This is a genomic window from Clostridia bacterium, from assembly GCA_028698525.1.
Taxonomy (GTDB): Bacteria; Bacillota; Clostridia; order JAQVDB01; family JAQVDB01; genus JAQVDB01.
Window position 1 is genome coordinate 10,400 of the sequence record JAQVDB010000032.1, and the last position, 17,027, is coordinate 27,426.

Annotated in this window: 17 protein-coding genes; 9 read left to right on the plus strand and 8 right to left on the minus strand. The window is 36.1% G+C overall.

Annotated elements, in window-relative coordinates:
- The 8 genes from PHP06_06240 to PHP06_06275 form a co-directional block, all read left to right on the plus strand.
- Positions 1–984: MATE family efflux transporter (locus PHP06_06240; protein ID MDD3840158.1), on the plus strand; the 984-nt coding region annotated here is incomplete at its 5' end.
- Between the two features lie 87 nt (positions 985–1,071).
- Positions 1,072–1,659 (plus strand): hypothetical protein, encoded by a 588-nt coding sequence (locus PHP06_06245; GenBank protein MDD3840159.1) that lies wholly within the window; start codon positions 1,072–1,074, stop codon positions 1,657–1,659.
- Between the two features lie 25 nt (positions 1,660–1,684).
- Complete coding sequence (locus tag PHP06_06250) at positions 1,685–2,989, plus strand: D-alanyl-D-alanine carboxypeptidase (GenBank protein ID MDD3840160.1); 1,305 nt, start codon at positions 1,685–1,687, stop codon at positions 2,987–2,989.
- A gap of 75 nt (positions 2,990–3,064) precedes the next feature.
- Positions 3,065–3,355 (plus strand): hypothetical protein, encoded by a 291-nt coding sequence (locus PHP06_06255; GenBank protein ID MDD3840161.1) that lies wholly within the window; start codon positions 3,065–3,067, stop codon positions 3,353–3,355.
- 44 nt (positions 3,356–3,399) lie between these two features.
- Entirely contained in the window at positions 3,400–4,980 is a 1,581-nt protein-coding gene (locus PHP06_06260; GenBank protein ID MDD3840162.1) for an AarF/ABC1/UbiB kinase family protein, read from the plus strand.
- 18 nt (positions 4,981–4,998) lie between these two features.
- The gene (locus PHP06_06265) at positions 4,999–5,655 is read left to right on the plus strand and encodes a vitamin B12 dependent-methionine synthase activation domain-containing protein (GenBank protein MDD3840163.1); all 657 of its coding nucleotides are present in this window, start codon (positions 4,999–5,001) and stop codon (positions 5,653–5,655) included.
- Positions 5,656–5,667: 12 nt separating this feature from the next.
- A complete protein-coding gene (locus PHP06_06270; GenBank protein MDD3840164.1) occupies positions 5,668–6,345 on the plus strand; it encodes a TVP38/TMEM64 family protein in 678 nt (225 codons plus the stop codon).
- A 27-nt stretch (positions 6,346–6,372) separates the two neighbouring features.
- Positions 6,373–8,106 carry an ABC transporter ATP-binding protein gene (locus PHP06_06275; protein MDD3840165.1) on the plus strand — a complete coding sequence of 578 codons (1,734 nt, stop codon included), beginning with the start codon at positions 6,373–6,375 and terminating at the stop codon, positions 8,104–8,106.
- On the opposite strand, the gene PHP06_06280 is transcribed toward PHP06_06275, so the two are convergent.
- Positions 8,087–8,992, minus strand: a complete 906-nt coding sequence (locus PHP06_06280; protein ID MDD3840166.1) for an MBL fold metallo-hydrolase — start codon at positions 8,990–8,992, stop codon at positions 8,087–8,089. The two genes, PHP06_06275 and PHP06_06280, sit on opposite strands and share 20 nt — an antisense overlap.
- Before the next feature lie 228 nt (positions 8,993–9,220).
- Here PHP06_06280 and PHP06_06285 point away from each other — a divergent pair, with 228 nt between their 5' ends.
- A complete protein-coding gene (locus tag PHP06_06285) occupies positions 9,221–10,582 on the plus strand; it encodes an MATE family efflux transporter (GenBank protein MDD3840167.1) in 1,362 nt (453 codons plus the stop codon).
- Here the strand turns inward: PHP06_06285 and PHP06_06290 are convergent, their stop codons facing one another.
- The 7 genes from PHP06_06290 to PHP06_06320 form a co-directional block, all read right to left on the minus strand.
- Positions 10,583–10,816, minus strand: coding sequence for a polya polymerase (locus tag PHP06_06290; protein ID MDD3840168.1), 234 nt, complete (start codon positions 10,814–10,816; stop codon positions 10,583–10,585).
- A gap of 91 nt (positions 10,817–10,907) precedes the next feature.
- Positions 10,908–12,755, minus strand: a complete 1,848-nt coding sequence (locus PHP06_06295) for an ATP-binding protein (protein MDD3840169.1) — start codon at positions 12,753–12,755, stop codon at positions 10,908–10,910.
- Positions 12,756–12,770: 15 nt separating this feature from the next.
- On the minus strand, positions 12,771–13,772 hold the full coding sequence (locus PHP06_06300; protein ID MDD3840170.1) for a DNA double-strand break repair nuclease NurA: 1,002 nt from the start codon (positions 13,770–13,772) through the stop codon (positions 12,771–12,773).
- A gap of 14 nt (positions 13,773–13,786) precedes the next feature.
- Entirely contained in the window at positions 13,787–14,434 is a 648-nt protein-coding gene (locus PHP06_06305) for an ATP-binding protein (protein ID MDD3840171.1), read from the minus strand.
- 12 nt (positions 14,435–14,446) lie between these two features.
- Complete coding sequence (locus PHP06_06310) at positions 14,447–14,704, minus strand: hypothetical protein (protein ID MDD3840172.1); 258 nt, start codon at positions 14,702–14,704, stop codon at positions 14,447–14,449.
- Between the two features lie 16 nt (positions 14,705–14,720).
- Positions 14,721–16,169, minus strand: a complete 1,449-nt coding sequence (locus tag PHP06_06315; protein ID MDD3840173.1) for an AAA family ATPase — start codon at positions 16,167–16,169, stop codon at positions 14,721–14,723.
- Positions 16,170–16,184: 15 nt separating this feature from the next.
- On the minus strand, positions 16,185–17,027 hold an 843-nt coding region (locus PHP06_06320), incomplete at its 5' end, for a metallophosphoesterase family protein (GenBank protein ID MDD3840174.1).

Below are 17,027 nucleotides of genomic sequence, written 5' to 3' on the forward strand. Positions count from 1 at the left end.
GAGAATATACTTCCTTATTCGGTGGAATATATGCAAGTAATATTGTTGGGAACAGTATTTTTTTCATTTGCTATGGCAAGTAATAATATAATAAGATCGGAAGGAAATGCTAAGGTTGCGATGGGCAGCATGCTTATTTCCGGAGGGTTAAACATAATATTAGATCCTATATTTATATTTGTTTTCAAAATGGGTGTAAAAGGCGCTGCTATTGCTACTGTATTGTCTCAGGTTGCTACAGTGATTTATCTGATTTATTATTTTATAAGTGGAAAGAGCCAGGTAAAATTCAAATGGAAAAACCTTATTATAGATGTGGATCTTCTGAAAGAGATTTTTTCTATAGGTTCCCCTTCTTTTGCTAGGCAGGTTGCCGGAAGTTTCATGGCTATAGTTATAAATAACGGCCTGGCAAAATACGGGGGAGATATAGCTATATCAGCGTTTGGGGTGATAAATAGATTGCTTTCATTTGTTTTTATGCCTATGTTTGGTATTGTACAGGGATTGCAGCCTATAATTGGATATAACTATGGTGCTAGAAAATATGATAGGGTTAGAAAATCAGTGAAATTGGGGATATTTTATGCTACAGCAATGTCTGTTATAGGTTTTTTTGTGTTGATGATTTTCCCTGAACAGATTATTTCTCTGTTCAATCAGGATGCTGAACTAATTGAAACCGGTACATATGCTATGAGGATTATCGTTATAGCTTTACCCCTTGTAGGCTTTCAGGTAGTAGGGGCCAGTATATTCCAGGCTATAGGCAAGGCTTTGCCTTCTTTGATATTATCCATGTCCAGGCAGATATTATTTCTAATACCTTTGGTATTGATACTTCCTCTGTATTTTGGATTGAACGGTGTATTTGGAGCATTCCCGGTTGCGGATATACTATCTGCCTTGATAACTTTTATCATGGTAGTGAGGCAGATGAAAGAGTTCAATGTACAGCAGGAATTGAAGTACACAGAAATTTGAAAGTTATATGTTAAATTTTTGTAATATATTAGACAACCGCCATATATTGTATTATATTATATTTAAAGGGAGAGGGGGGGGCGGCATATGCAGTCAAGGCTAGCAAAAATAGTGAGTGTAATCACTGTAGTTCCCATTATTGCAGCCTTTGCCATAACGACAGTTTTTTTTGTTAAAGGGGAGTATTTTAATTATAGTTTGAACTGGTATGTATTTACTTTATTTTTCCTCACTTTAATGCCTATATCAGCTTATGGTTTAAAATATTTCATTCCTTCCATAAGAAAACAAGGGAGAGCAGGAGAAAGGAAACTTGCATTTATAATGGCGGTATTGGGATATGTGATAGGTACGGTAGTATCTTTTTTAGTTAAAGTTCCCAAGGGTGTACTGCTAATCTTTCTGGCTTATCTTTTTTCCGGAGGAGTGCTGGCCTTTATAAATAAGGTGATTGGTTTTAAGGCCAGTGGGCATGCCTGTGGGGTGTCTGGTCCTATAACTCTAATGGTGTACATGATAGGGCCTTATGCTTTATATACCTGTATTTTAATTCCAATAGTGTTTTGGGCCCGATTGACACAAAAGAGACATAAAGTCACTGAACTTATTGCGGGTACATGTGTAGGTATAGTATCTACTATTTTAGCTATAGTTGTATACCAATTTTTTATATGAAAGGTTTTTATAAGGGAATGTTGTGATGAGAAAGAGACAGATTATTGGTATATTTTTTTTGGTGATATTTTCTATTCCCCTACTTTTGGGAATGAGCTATAAAAAAAGCGACCATGATTGTATTACATTAAAATGCAATGCCGCTGTTCTAGCAGAGCAGAATACTGGCAAGATATTGTATCATAAGGATATGGATAAGAGGATGTATCCGGCAAGCACTACAAAAATATTGACAGCACTTGTAGCCATCGAAAATGGGGACTTAGATGAAGTCATAACAGTAGGTGAAGAAGCGGGACAGATAACCAGCCATAGCAGCAATGCAGGATTGCAGTATGGAGACAAGCTCACGTTTAGGGAGTTGCTCATGGGGCTTATGCTGCCCTCGGGGAATGATGCGGCAAACGTGGTTGCGGTACATATTGCAAGAAAGGTTTATGGCCAGCCGGATATGGGTATAAATGATGCAATAGATAAGTTTGCATATATGATGAATGAAAGGGCTAAAAAAGCGGGAGCAGAAAGCTCTAATTTTGTAAATCCTCATGGTTTGCATGACCCAAACCATTATACTACTGCACATGATATGTGTCTTATCGCGGTAGAAGCCATGAAGAATCAGATATTCAGAGAGATAGTGGGCACATTAGAGTTTGTTCCAGATATAGAAAGGGAACAATTGGAAGACTGTGAGGAAGAGGTGGATTTTAACGGGTTTAAATGGAAGAACAGCAATCTGCTTTTAAAAGGTTATCCTTATATAACTGGAATAAAGACCGGGTTTACCACTCCTGCAGGATACTGTCTTATATCCTCGGCTTCAAAAGGCGAAGTAGATGTGATAAGCGTAGTGATGTATAGCACTCGGGAGGATAGATGGAAGGATTCGGTGCAATTACTTGGATATGGTCTTGATAATTTTGTATGGCATGATATTACCATAGACGGAAGTATCCAAGCCATTCAAAGGGTGGAAAAAGGTATGCTGGGATATTCTGATTATGTAGTTGCACTATCCGATAGAAGAATAAATGATATAGTCAACAAAGATGAAATTGATGATATTAGATGTACTATAGTCTGGGACGATATATTGCAAGCTCCCATCTATAAAGGACAAGAGATAGGTAAGGCGACATTCACCTTAAATGGAGTAAAGCTAGGCGAATGCAGATTAATTGCTGGCAACAGAGTTGTACAAGCCGTTAAATGTGCTGAAGGAGCTAGAAGACATTTATATTATATCTTTGTATTGCTTATGATGCTCCTGTTGCTGATATTATTTATCAGTATTAAAAACAGAAAACTAAAAAAGACACAAAGGTATTAAAAAAGTTTAATTTGGAGTATAATTATAATAAATAATAATATATTTAAAGGGCAAAATTATACAGGAGGTGATCTTATGGAAAACACTCTCAAGAAGATATTGCTTTCAGGATTGGGAACTGCAACATTTACATATGAAAAAGCAGTGGAATTGATAGATGAAATGGCTAAAAAAGGTGAACTAACGTTGAAACAGGCAAAAGAATTAAACCAAGAATTAAAGAAAAAGGTAGAAGACAATGTAGAAAAAGACGATGAAGTTGTAACTGTTAAGAAATTTAATCAGATGATAGATTCCATGAATTTCGCTACAAAACAGGATATACAGGAACTTAAAGATATGATAAACAGTTTGAAAAATAATTAAAAATACCTTATTTTATAAGGTATTTTTTTAAGATGTGTGATGCTATGAAAAAAACGAATGAGAGAAAAAGAATAAGACAGATAATATCGGTTTTTATAAAACACGGGGTAAAAAGAGGTATATTAAATCCTGAACAGTTGCGACTTGCCTTGGAGGAACTGGGACCTACATTTATAAAGATAGGGCAGATGTTGTCTACTCGTCCTGATATACTTCCAGATTCATATATCGTAGAGTTTGAAAAATTGCAGGATAATGTAAAAGCTGTAGAATATGAGCAGATAAATGATATTATAAAGGAAGAGCTTGGAAAACCTACAGATCAGATATTCCAAACCTTCCAAAAGCAACCTATTGCTACTGCATCTATGGCACAAGTACATTATGCTACTATGAGGGACGGAGGAGAAGTAGTTGTAAAAGTCCTGCGGCCCCAAATAAGAGAAACCATGCTTAATGATATTTCCATACTGAGAGGCCTTACCAGATTATTCAAGTTTAGATTACAGGACACTGTGGTAGATCCCAGCCAGGTTGTGGACGAGCTTTGGAAAACAGCTCAACAGGAGCTGGATTTAAAAAAAGAGGCCCAAAACCTGCATCGGTTTGGAGATAACAACAAAGATATTAAATATATAAAATGTCCTCGGCCTTATGATGAATATACTACCTCTAATATACTGGTGATGGATTACATAGGGGGCATAAAGATTACTGATATAAACACTTTGGAGACAGAAGGTTATGATGTACAAGAGATAGCCGAAAAACTTGCATCAAACTATCTAAAGCAGATTTTTGAAGACGGTTTTTTTCATGCAGATCCCCATCCAGGCAATATATTGATAGACGACAAAAAAATAGCCTATCTGGATTTGGGCATGGTAGGGATGCTGGATGAAAAAATGCTGAAAAAGCTTAATATATTTTTGTATGCTGTTGCTATGGGGGATTTGGATTCCATGACCCAGTCGGTGATCAGGATAGGGATTATGAGGAAAAAGGTAAATATCAACAGATTATATTCCGATATAGAACAGATATACAACAGCTATATAGACAGGTCTTTTTACAATATAGACTTACCTAGATTTATGGACGAAGTCCTAAAAGCTGCAAAAAGAAACAATATAGCCATGCCCAGTGATGTGACCATGCTTATAAAGGGCATAATGACAATTGAAGGATTGCTCACCAAGTTGGCTCCTGAAATAAGCATTATGGATATAGCTATACCCTATGTAAAAGAAAAAATGCTGGAAAACAGGGATCTGAAAAAGGATTTTTTAGAACATCTAGAAAGTATTTATGCTTTTTCAAAATCAGGGATTAAATTGCCGGCAAAAATGCTGGAGTTGGTCAACAGTGCCCTGGCAGGAAAGTTAAAAGTCCAGATGGAACATATAAATTTAGAAAATAGTATCAGTGAATTGAGCAAAATGGTAAACAGGCTTGTTTTTGGACTTATAGTAGCTGCGTTGATTGTGGCATCGGCTATAGTTATAAATGCAAATGTAGGGCCTAAGATATACGATATTTCTATCTTTGGTATTTTAGGATATGTTGGAGCAGGAATGATGGGAATTTTGCTGTTGGTATCTATATTGAGGTCGGGCAAGATGTGAAATAGGGAGGAGTTAGCTGTGGAAATATTCCGGGATATTGATTTTAAATTTGATAGTGATAAGTTCTATAGAAGAATTAATTTAGATAAATATATGTCATTAAAGGGTGACGTGGATGATTTATTGGATAAAGCAATTCCTCTGATCAAACCCAAAGCAGTTTACAAAGTAAGTTTCATAGAAAAAAAGACTGATGATTCTATCGATATAGGTGAGGCGATATTTGAAAGTAAAACAATGGTAAAAAACTTGAAAGATGTACATAGGATATTTCCGTATATAGCTACATGTGGCAATGAATTGGAAGATTTAGAGCAAGGGCTAGAAGATGTGCTGGAAAGGTTTTGGCTGGACGTGCTGAAGGAGATGGCCTTGCAAGATGCAATTTTATTTATAAACAGGTATATAAAAGATAAATATGCAATGAAAAAGATGGCTTCCATGAATCCCGGTTCAGCTGATATAGACGTGTGGCCGATAGAGCAGCAAGAAAGATTATTTTCCATATTTGGAGACGTTGAATCTTTGATAGGAGTAAAACTCACCCAAAGCTGTTTGATGATTCCTAACAAAAGTATATCAGGCTTTTATTTTCCTACTACGGTAAGTTTCCAAAACTGTCAATTATGTACAAGAAAGAGCTGCCCTGATAGAAGGGTTCCGTATAAAGGTTAGGAGGTAGTCCCTTTGAGTAGATCAAAACAGTTTATCATTGGCACGATTGTTGTATGTGCCATTGTTGTTTTGTTTATATTTTTTTTAAATAGCCCATACTATCGGCAGTTCAAATATATATTCAGCTCGGCTGAAAGGTTACAAGACTTTGTAAAAGGTTTTGGGCTATGGGCTCCCCTTATCTTTTTTATGGTTCAATTTTTGCAGGTTATAATAGCGCCAATACCGGGTAACCTGACAGGGATTGTGGGAGGCGCTCTTTTTGGAATAATAAATGGATTTTTGTTAAATGGAGCAGGTATATTTTTAGGTTCTATAGTGGCTTTTTTTATCGCTAGAGTTTTTGGTCAACCCTTAGTATTAAAGTTGATAGGGAAAGATATATTTTATAAATACAACAAAGTATTTGTCGGAAAGAGTTTCATAGTATTGTTTTGTATTTTTTTATTTCCTTTTTTTCCTGATGATGCACTGTGTTTTATGGCCGGCCTATCCAATATGAGAGTATTGAATTTTATCATTCTAATACTATTAGGGAGGATGCCGGGAGTTTTTGTATCCACGCTGGCCGGTGCCGGAATAATCAGTTTTACATTGATTGAATGGTGTATTATTGGGGTTTTATCCTTGGTATTGATTTGGCTGGGGATAAAATATAGTAAGAAGATTGAGGAATTGATTTCTAAATAAACTTGACATCTATAAAGGGGAATTCAGATGATAAAAAGATTTGCTAAATATTATAAACCGCATATGGCATTGTTTATAGTTGATTTTACTTGTGCTTTTATAGTATCTTGCATGGACCTGGTGTTTCCTCTAGTGGTCAAATGGGTGATAGATGATGTTCTCCCATCCAAGAACATGAGACTGTTGATATGGATAGGAATAGGGCTGCTAGGTCTTTATATTTTAAGATATGTGTTTGATTATATTGTCACATATTGGGGACATGTATTGGGTACTAGGATAGAGTATGATATGAGGGAACAGTTATTTTCACATATTCAAAAACTTTCTTTCACGTATTTTGATAATACAAAAACAGGGCATATAATGTCTAGGATAGTCAATGATCTTTTCGAGATAGCAGAGCTTGCACATCATGGACCGGAGGACTTGTTTACAGCAGGGGTGACCCTTACCGGCTCATTTGTGATAATGATGTTATTGAATTGGAAGCTAGCATTGATAACCTTTGCTTTGGTGCCTTTTATGACGATATTTGCTATAAAGAAAAACAAACAGCTTCAGCAGGTGTTTAGGGATTTGAGAATAAAGATTGCCGATATAAATGCACAAGTGGAGGATAGTATTTCAGGGGTACGGGAAGTAAAATCTTTTACCAATGAAGGATATGAGCAGGACAAGTTCAGAGAAGGAAATACAAACTATAAAGAGGCCAGACAAAAAGGCTATAAGGTTATGGGCCAATTTTTTCCTGGGATAAATTTATATTCAAATCTGATCAATTTGGTGGTGCTGGTATTCGGTGGTATATTTATATACTATGATCAGCTTTCTCCCGGAGATTTAATGGGATTTTTATTATTCGTTTCAATGTTTCTTCAGCCGGTAAGAAAGATCAGTGTTTTATTGGAGAACTATCAGAAAGGAATGGCAGGTTTCGCCAGGTTTGTGGAAATTATAGATATGCATCCAGATATCACTGATAGGAAGAACGCTAAACGCGTAGGAAGGCTGGAAGGGGATATAGAGTTTAAGGATGTTACTTTCAGTTATAACAACAAGAAGAATGTGCTGGAAAACTTGAGCTTTACCATAAAGAAAGGGCAAACAGTAGCTATTGTAGGTCCTTCGGGAGGTGGAAAGACTACCTTATGTAGTCTAATACCCAGGTTTTATGAAATAGACCGAGGGAAAATAGAAATAGGTGGAATAGATATAAGAGATGTAACTCAGAAATCATTGAGAAAAAATATAGGGCTAGTACAGCAGAACGTATTTCTTTTTTCCGGAACAGTTAAAGAAAACATAGCATATGGCAAATTGGATGCAACCGATGGAGAGATAGTGCAGGCTGCAAAAAATGCAAATGCTCATGATTTTATAATGAGTTTAGAAAACGGTTATGATACCTATGTAGGCGAGAGGGGGGTAAAGCTTTCTGGCGGACAAAAACAGAGGATTGCTATTGCCAGGATATTTTTAAAAAATCCTCCTATTCTCATACTGGATGAGGCCACATCGGCTTTAGATAATCAAACAGAGAGAATGATACAACATTCTCTTAATAGGCTTTCTCAAGAAAGAACTACTCTGGTGATAGCCCATAGGCTAGCTACTGTAGTGAATGCGGACAGAATAATAGTGTTGACTGATCAAGGAATTGTAGAACAGGGGACACACAGAGAGCTGATGGAAAAAGCAGGGCTTTATTCCCATCTGTATAATATGCAGTTCCAAGATATCACCCAGCAGGACTTCTAAAGTAGTATAGCTTTCCATCCTCTATCGAATAGTCTATTTTTTCATTATCATATAGGGCTTTTAAGAAAGCTGATACTGCTGAAAAATGAAGGTGATATTGTAGAAAGTTGGTGGGAAGGTCTTTTAAAATTATAAGGCTTTGTAAAAGGTCTTCCCTTGTCATAGGCTGTGATAGAAGTTCCAATATATCGGTTAGGTGTTGCTGAATATTATCGATGTTTTTATCTATAAGTCTTATAATTTGATCTTTATCTACAGGTGCCTCTGAGTGTGCAAGCAGGAAGTAATCTGCATCTATGTCTTTTATTTTATGCATTGTATCTATGCTGTGTTCTATATCAAAAAGATAAGGTATAGAATATTTGTCCATTATATCTTGGCTGAAAAGTGCATCGCCTAGAAATAATACTTTATCGGGAGTTAATACCCCTATCTGACCTGGAGAATGTCCGGGAAGAGGTTGGACTAAGAACTTTTGGTCATCAATTTTAGTCATCCCGGATTCTAGGATAAAGTCAACTTCCAATTGGTGGCTGCTGTGATGTTTGTTAAACTCTTTGAGGGGGTTAGAGCAATACAGCAGACAGGAATGGAGTTTGGGGTTTTCTAGGAATATCTTTTCTTTTTCCGAAGTATATACAAGACAGCCAGGATAGTTTTGTTTGAAAAAGTGATTTCCCCCGCAATGATCAGTATGTCCATGGGTGTTGATTATATGTTTTGTATGAAGGCGGTTGTCCACCAATACTTTTCCTATCTTTCTAGCCTGTGTATTGTTTATGCCTGTATCTACCAGCAAACAGTTTTTGTTTTTGAATGAATATACTCCTATATTAGTGGGTGCATTTATATAGTATGAATTTCCTCGTATCTTTATAAGCTGCAATTCTGGGCCTCCTTGTTTTTTTAGCCTTCTTTCTCATATTGTATCTTTTTCCAATGGTACATATAATAATTACTATAGTATTTTTGTCGCATAAAGCTAAACTTTATCATAGTTATTATATATGCTAGCAAAGGGTTGATGCAAATTTTTATTATATTTCAATTAATTGACAAAGAAATATCCATAATGTAAGATAGAAAAAGCATTTGAATTTTTCGAGGTGATCTCTTGGAACAAACTGCAGTGTCAGACAGATTAGGAAATGAAGCTATTGTACCGTTGTTATTTAGGTTATCCATACCATCTATAATAGCTATGGCGGTGCAAGCATTATACAATATTGTAGATAGCATATATGTGGGGCGTATAAGCAAGCAGGCATTGTCTGCATTATCTCTTGCATTTCCAGTCCAGCTAATAGTAATAGGAACTGCCGTTGGTACAGGTGTAGGGGTGAGTTCTCTCATATCTAGATTGCTAGGGAAGGGTGATAAGAAACGGGCTACAAATGCAGCTGAACATGTGATGCTGATAGCTGTAATTTATGGTATAGTAGTTGCTTTTGTAGGAGTGTTTTTTTCTCATGAAATAATTGCAGCCTTTACCGAGGATAAAGAGCTGATACAGATGGGTTCCGAATACATAAGTATTATACTCATGGGTTCTTTTGCACTGTTTTTTCCCATGCTAGCAGATAATATACTCCGTGGCCAAGGCAATACATTTATCCCTATGATTACAATGCTTATAGGTTCTATACTCAATGTGATATTAGATCCTCTATTTATTTTTGGATTATGGGGGTTTCCGCGTTGGGGAATAAAAGGTGCTGCCTTTGCAACTGTTTTGTCCAGGATAATCAGTGGAAGTTTTATGATGTTTATTTTATTCAGTGAAAAAAATGATTTAGATATAAATATCAAGAACTTTAAATTTGATTTTTCTATAATAAAATCCATATATCAGGTAGGATTTCCCGCTATGGTTATGCAGTTTTTAGCAAGTTTTATGGTAGCTGGAATGAACAAGATACTTGTGTCATATTCTACTACTGCTATCGCTGCTGCAGGTATATATTTCAAGTTACAGTCATTTGTATTTATGCCGGTATTTGGGTTGAACCATGGATTTATGCCTATATTGGGATATAATTATGGACATAGAAACCCTGACAGAATGAAAAAAGCCATAAAGGCTGCTTTTGTCATAGGGTTTGCATTTACTTTTGCAGGATTTATTGTGTTTCAAGTCTTTGCAGAACAATTGGTAAGGATGTTCAACGATGATGCAGAACTCATAAAGATAGGGGTAAAGGCTCTTAAAACCATCAGCCTTGCATTTCCCATCATAGGTCCCGCCATTGTGGCCGGCACTACTTTCCAGGCGTTAGGTAGAGGTTTGCCTAGTTTGCTGCTTTCATTTTTGAGGCAGATTATTGTGCTGTTGCCGGCTATGTATGTGTTGGGTATTTATTTTGGGCTGGATGGAGTTTGGTATGCATTTCCATTATCGGAGATAGTCAATGCTGTTATTGGCGGGATATGGCTTGTTGTTGTACTCAAGCAAACATTTGATGATATGAGGATGTGATCATCCTCTTATGAGATAATCTAAGATAAGATGCAGGTCTTCTGGTTCGGAAACTAATATTTCCATTTCCCCTATTTTTGCTTCTGAAAACAGTTTGGTGAGCATTATATACTGGCTTAACTTTGACTTGAGATTGATCCTATCTCCTTCTGACGTAACCAGCTCTACTCTTCCTTTGCACTGCTGAACTTTTTTAAAAAAACCCTCTGGATCAGCTATGTTTGTAATTTTCATAATACTATACCTCCTAATCGTTTTAATTTTTAATTATATAATACCATACATATATTATCTACCCTATTATTATGCATTTAATCATATGATTTTATTTTTTTATATATCTAGGACCAAAAGGGGTGTCTTCCTTTGCGATAATGTTCTCTTGTTCCATCTCCTCTAGTGTTTCCGATATATATTTCACAGTGAGGAATTGTCCCATCTGCTTGTTTATTTCTTTATGATAATTGCTTATGCTTTCAATTTGGAGGGGCAAAAAGTCGATAAGAATTTTTTTCAGTTTGGATGTTTGGTCCATATCCTCCAATTCATCAAAAGGATGTATATCGTGGGGAGATTTGGTTTTTGTTACCCTAAATCTTACCGATACGCTTCTGCCAATGCAAGCACTTGAAATGAAAGCATTTCCTGAGTCTAGATAGGGCAAGCGTTTTATTTCAGCAGAACTCAAGTCTGTTTCTTCTTTTATAACATCCAGATCCGAGCTCCTTACAGTTCTAAATATGATCTTGGTATTGAGCTGGGCTACTGTTGTATCATCAATCAATGCCGGCCTTTGGCTTGCCAGTATCAGGAACACACCATATTTTCTGCCTTCTTGGGCTATTTCTCTCAATGTCCACTTTGTAGGTGTCATTATGTCCCCTTTAAAGCTGAAGTTATGGGCTTCATCCAATACTACAACAAAGGGTGGAAATTTCTCATGGTCTTCTATTTTTTCTGGGCTGTAATCCTGAAGTGTGTCCTTATAAGTCCTTCTTTTTTTATATAGGGTGTTTATTAGATAGCCTGCGATTGTCTTTAGAATATTTATATTTCCCCTCACTACAACTGTTTTTCTATGCTTTAACCCCTCTTCCACCTTGGATATATCATAGTTGAATATGCCTTGAAATTTGAGAGCGTTTAGTCTCCAGGCAATGCCTTTCAGGGTACCTAAACCTTGTACACTGTTTTTATACTTTTGATAGATTTTATATGTTTTTCGTGCATCCGGATCCTCAGATGCTAACTTTTCTATTTCCCGGTCTCCTTTTTCAAATGCATCTATCAGTCTTTCTATTTTACAGGTAAAAGAGATCAGAGAATCATTTTTCTGATGTATGCTCTTTATGGCGGTTTCCATAGTCTCTGTAATGTATTTAGACGATGAGAGAACATTGCACAACTCATCCGATGTAAGATCCTCAAATTTTATACCAAGGTCATGGCCTACTGTACAATAGCAGCTCATCCTTGAGAAATTTTCTATATAATCTTTAGGCAGACCTTCGAAGGTCTGGGTAAAATCCATTTCAAAGTGAGGATCCAGCAGGAGTGTGGGTATCCGTTTTTTCATAAGTTCTTCCAGTATGACCCTGAGACCGAAACTTTTGCCGCTCCCGCTCCCGCCGAAGATACCTATATGGGGATATTCTCTCAAAGCATAGTAATCATACACAAAGGGAATGCCTTGTTGTGGGATGATTCCTCTGTTTTTATCATATAAAAGAGATATATTTTTCAACTCATTGGGAAGAGAACTCTGTATGTTTTCTGTGCCACGTATCACTCCTAAAGCCAGACCTTTTTCAGGCCTTTTTTGCATGACTATGTGTTCTATTTCTTTGAACTGGGGCAATCTTACTGAAGATGCTACGGTTATAGGTCTGGTAAGTTCCCCTACCATTCTCACCTTTGCAATGTGTACTGTTTCTTTGTCTATATCAAAGCCCAGTTGTGAAAGATTTTTCATTACACTGTCATCCAATATAGAGCTTTTTTCATCTACCATAGGTATGAACTTATTGAAGGAGGATGTTTCCATAACCTCTCCTACCGGATTGTTATGATCCTCGTCTTCTATTATCAGATATTCATTTATATTGAATTTTCTTTGGGTGGAGGCCACAAAAATTTCCTGTTGATTGGTACAGCCTACTACCTGAAATTTCATTTTCATCATCTCCGTTTAATACTGTCTTCTTTGTTCATTAGCCATAAAGTATATTTCTTTTGTATCTGAATCAAATACAGAATCGATAAGTATTTCCATCTCTCTTTTTGTTATTCTCACTTCCCTATCTATTATGTCTATCCAAAGAGGTATACCTCTGCTGTTTGACGGGGTGAGGCAGGCGATTAGGTTCATAATATCCTGAATATATGCCAGCTGTTCATTGAGCAGGTCTATGGCTATCGGTTGAGGGTGGTTAGAAAATCTGGCAAAGCAGGTATAGAATCCATTTTTTATATTTATAGAGGGATGGATTTTTAGGTATTCCCCTGTGTTCAGTACACCAAATAGCATCTCCCGATCGTAATCTCTATGCATAAAGTCTGGCAGCTGGTTCTGCATCAACTCGGAGAGGCTATGGGTACCTACTTCTTCTACTACTCCTGCAACTAAAGTGTTAGTGTTCAGACATAGTTGCTTGAATTCTTCCCATAGCCTTGGAGCAGATATGATAAATCTGTAAAAACCACCATCCATCAGGATTACTCTTGATTTGAATTGTTTTATACCTCTGATTGCCACCGACAACTCAAGAGAGGCCAGGGTATCTTTTTTAAATTTATGGGCAGCAGTCTCTTGAGTGAGGCTGCCTTGGCTGTTTTCTATCATACGCTGCAGCATATCTTTGTCTTTATCATATAATGGACAGAATACCCTGCTGTCAGAAATCAAATCTTTTTCACCTTCATTTTTTTTAGTGCACTTACAGTATGAGCGGAATACGGTTATTTCGTAGGGATAATTTGTGCCCATGCTCATAAGCGATCCATCTACACCAATCAAACCGTTATCTTTACATAGGTTTAAAGCTGATTGGTCCCGGTACTCTGCATTTACAAAAGTGCCTACTTTTTGGGCTAATAATCTCCGCAACTCTTCTCTTCGCATTTTACTGCTCTGTTTCAATCTGAGGTGTCGATTTATGTCTTCTATTTTATTAGACAATTTATCATTCATTTTTATCACTTCACCTAAATATCAACTTTAGTAACTTGACTTTCTCCATCTTTTAGCTCTACACGGAATGAGCTGTCACCTATTTCAGCAAGGTATTTATTATGGGTGACCATTATTATTTGTCTATCAAAGCTTTTGGATATCTCTTGCAAGAAGCCAGCTACATTTTTTATATACATCTCACTTATATGTTTTCCCGGTTCGTCCAAAATTAGAGGGGCATCTATCTCCGGCCTGGAACTTTGTAAAAGGGCAAGCCTTAAAGCCAGGGATACAACATCTGCTATGCCACCACCCCTTGCATCGGCAGGGCGATTTCTCACTATCAACCCATCATGTTCTGATACTACATAGAATTCTGCCACAGGTTTATTTCCGCTTTCAGTCAGTTCAACCTCAAAGCTCATATCTGGAGATATGATATATTGTAGGGCCTTGGTTACCATGCTCTCTATAGTGTATTTGGCTTGTTCCCTAGCTTTTACAGAGGCATCCTGCAATAACAATCTAGCTTGGGTATATATATCCAGATTTTGATTTAGATTTTCTACTTTTTTGATTTTTTCTTTTTTTATATTTTTTAGTTCTTCTTGTCTTCCTTTTTGAATATGGTATTGCTTGTTTAAAGAACTGTAATATTGTTTTATATGGGAAAGATCCATAACAATCATCCCTTACTTTATATTGAATTTTTCCAGCAGTTCAAAAGGAATCAGCTTTTCAGTCTGTTCCATCAGCTCTTTGATTTCTGCCTCGATTTTTTTAAGCTCTTGGTCTATTTTATCAGGCTCCACTCCCAGTTCTCTTATATTTTTTTCTATTTCTTTTTTTCTTTCTTCATATGATTCTTTTCGTGCTAGTGCTTGATCCCTTAACTTTATTGATTTTGTAAGGCCATCTTTTAATATATTGAGTTTTTCTTGGTTAGTCATTGCTTTATTCCTCCACTTATCTAAATTCTTTTATTATCCTTTCGACGGTTATGTTGTCTATACTGCTGAAACAAGTAGGGCATTTGCCCATATGTAACAACAATTGTTTATATTGCTTTAATTTATTCTCTATATCGGCATTTTTATTTTTTATTATTATTTGTTGTTCATGTATCCTTTTTTGCTGATTTTCAAGCTTTTGTTTTAACTGTTTTAAGGTTTCAGCCTGCTGCATAATAGCCTTTAGTTTTGAATAGTCTTTATCAGCACTATCGATGTTATGAGTCTTTTCAAGGGTCAACTGGATATTTTTGAGTCTTTTGGTACAGTCATCATATTCTTTTTTTGCACTTTGTATTTTTTGTACAGAGACCAATTTACGAGAGATGTTTTCTAATACTTGTACAGCCTCATTAAGATGCTTTGTTGTAGATAATATATTATTCATACTCTTGATCTCTGTCTTTATATTGACTAGATAGGAGCTATTTGTTGTTAGACCTTGGTGTTTTTCCAACATAGCTCTTATGTTTCCAAGATTTGTTTCTATCATATGTGTATTTTTTATGTTCTCTAATATGTCGATGTTTTCTTGTATCCTGGAGTTGGTTGAATTATATTCTTTTTTAAGATTTAAAAGCATCCTGTAATAATCATATCTCTTTTCCACATTATCCAGCTGTTCTTCGGCTTTATCTATATCAGCTAATTTATCCACCACTAAACTGTTTTGATGTATTTTAGAATCTACATCCTTGTACCAGCTTCTATATTTTTCAAGAGATGTCTGTATGGCTTGCAGCTGTTCAATTTTTTGTATGTTTTTGAATATAGAATTCAATTTATTTTCTAATGGAGCTAAATAATTGAACTGTTCAAGGTTGTTTTGAATATCTTCAATATCCTGTTCCAATCTTTTTATTTCCATACTTACCCTGTTTTCATCTTTTAGAATATCTCTTATAGCTGAATCTATATAGTGTACAGAATAGACTCTGCCTATTGTTTTGGCTTTGATAGAACCGGTGTATGTCCTGTCAAGTAAAAACTCTCCTTCCAATTGTTCCTGAAGTATTAGGTTTATTGTTATGTCGTTGTCTATGTTTATATCATAGATTCCCAGTCTTTTTTTAATCTCTTCCGGAACATTGGATCCAAAACCTTCATAAATAGTCTTTTCTCCTTCAGGATCTATTTCTATATATCTGTTTTTAGATGGAGTTCTTTCTCTCACCACTGTGTAATCATGATCCAGCACCACATGCACCCTGCACTCATTCTGGTTTACCCGTATAAAATCACTGCCTCTAGGCTGATTAAAATATACCCATCTCAGCGCTCGGAGCATTGCAGATTTTCCGTTATCAGATTCTCCTGTTATTACGTTAAATCCTTCATTTAAATATATGTCTGTATATTTATGGCTTTGAAAGTTTTCTATTATCAGGCGTTTTATTTTAGCCAAAACTACAACCTCCTATCAGCCCATAACTTCTTTTGCATGGGCTATCCTGTTTATCGCTTCATCTCTGACTTTTTTATCGATATTTTTTTTATCTGCTATTGAGTTGATGATTTCGTATGCCCCGTATTCTTCGATGTGGCCTGCATCTCTTATGAGCTTTTTAAATTCGGCGAATTTTTCCTCTTTAAACTTAATTTCTTCCAACTTGCTCCTGTCCAACACTTGGTCGCCTGGTTGTGCGGTTTTTAAAGGTATTATTTCCATATTTATATTATTTTTATCTATATCTATCATGACTACATTAGGCATTCTACCAACTTCTTTTATGTTGTTGTTTAGCCTTGCAATTGCCCCGGGATTTAAAAAGTATTTTTGATTTATACATATTTTTTCAAATCCTATGTGCTCATGTCCTGAAAGAGTTATATCAGCATTAGTTTGTTTTATATCATCTATCAATGTATGTCTTATGATATCACCCATTTTTTTCAATGACAGCATTCCGTGAACTATGTGTATATGTATATCTCCAAGTTTTTGTCCTACTATATAATCATTTTCACAACCTGGTTTATCTATATCGTTGTGATAAGGGATGCCGGTAACTGCAACCTTGAAATCGCCTTCTTGGAATATAAAGTGTGTATCTTCATGTATTATTTTCACAACATCCAAAGAGGCCATAAGTCCTAGCATGGTACGGGGAAGAGTTTGTATATTATTTCCGAAAAGATCATGGTTTCCGGGGACTATGTAAATATCACCTGTCCATCTCTTCCATACATTCAAAAACTCTGAGGCGACGGCTATAGAAGGAAGGGGACTATCCCAGAAATCCCCACCGTGAAGTATGGCTCT

Coding starts and splice junctions, on each gene's coding strand:
- PHP06_06250 (MDD3840160.1), top strand. CDS start 1,685: ATGAGAAAGAGACAGATTATTGGTATATTTTTTTTGGTGATATTTTCT.
- PHP06_06260 (MDD3840162.1), top strand. CDS start 3,400: ATGAAAAAAACGAATGAGAGAAAAAGAATAAGACAGATAATATCGGTT.
- PHP06_06305 (MDD3840171.1), bottom strand. CDS start 14,434: ATGGATCTTTCCCATATAAAACAATATTACAGTTCTTTAAACAAGCAA.
- PHP06_06310 (MDD3840172.1), bottom strand. CDS start 14,704: ATGACTAACCAAGAAAAACTCAATATATTAAAAGATGGCCTTACAAAA.
- PHP06_06245 (MDD3840159.1), top strand. CDS start 1,072: ATGCAGTCAAGGCTAGCAAAAATAGTGAGTGTAATCACTGTAGTTCCC.
- PHP06_06290 (MDD3840168.1), bottom strand. CDS start 10,816: ATGAAAATTACAAACATAGCTGATCCAGAGGGTTTTTTTAAAAAAGTT.
- PHP06_06275 (MDD3840165.1), top strand. CDS start 6,373: ATGATAAAAAGATTTGCTAAATATTATAAACCGCATATGGCATTGTTT.
- PHP06_06255 (MDD3840161.1), top strand. CDS start 3,065: ATGGAAAACACTCTCAAGAAGATATTGCTTTCAGGATTGGGAACTGCA.
- PHP06_06295 (MDD3840169.1), bottom strand. CDS start 12,755: ATGAAATTTCAGGTAGTAGGCTGTACCAATCAACAGGAAATTTTTGTG.
- PHP06_06300 (MDD3840170.1), bottom strand. CDS start 13,772: ATGAATGATAAATTGTCTAATAAAATAGAAGACATAAATCGACACCTC.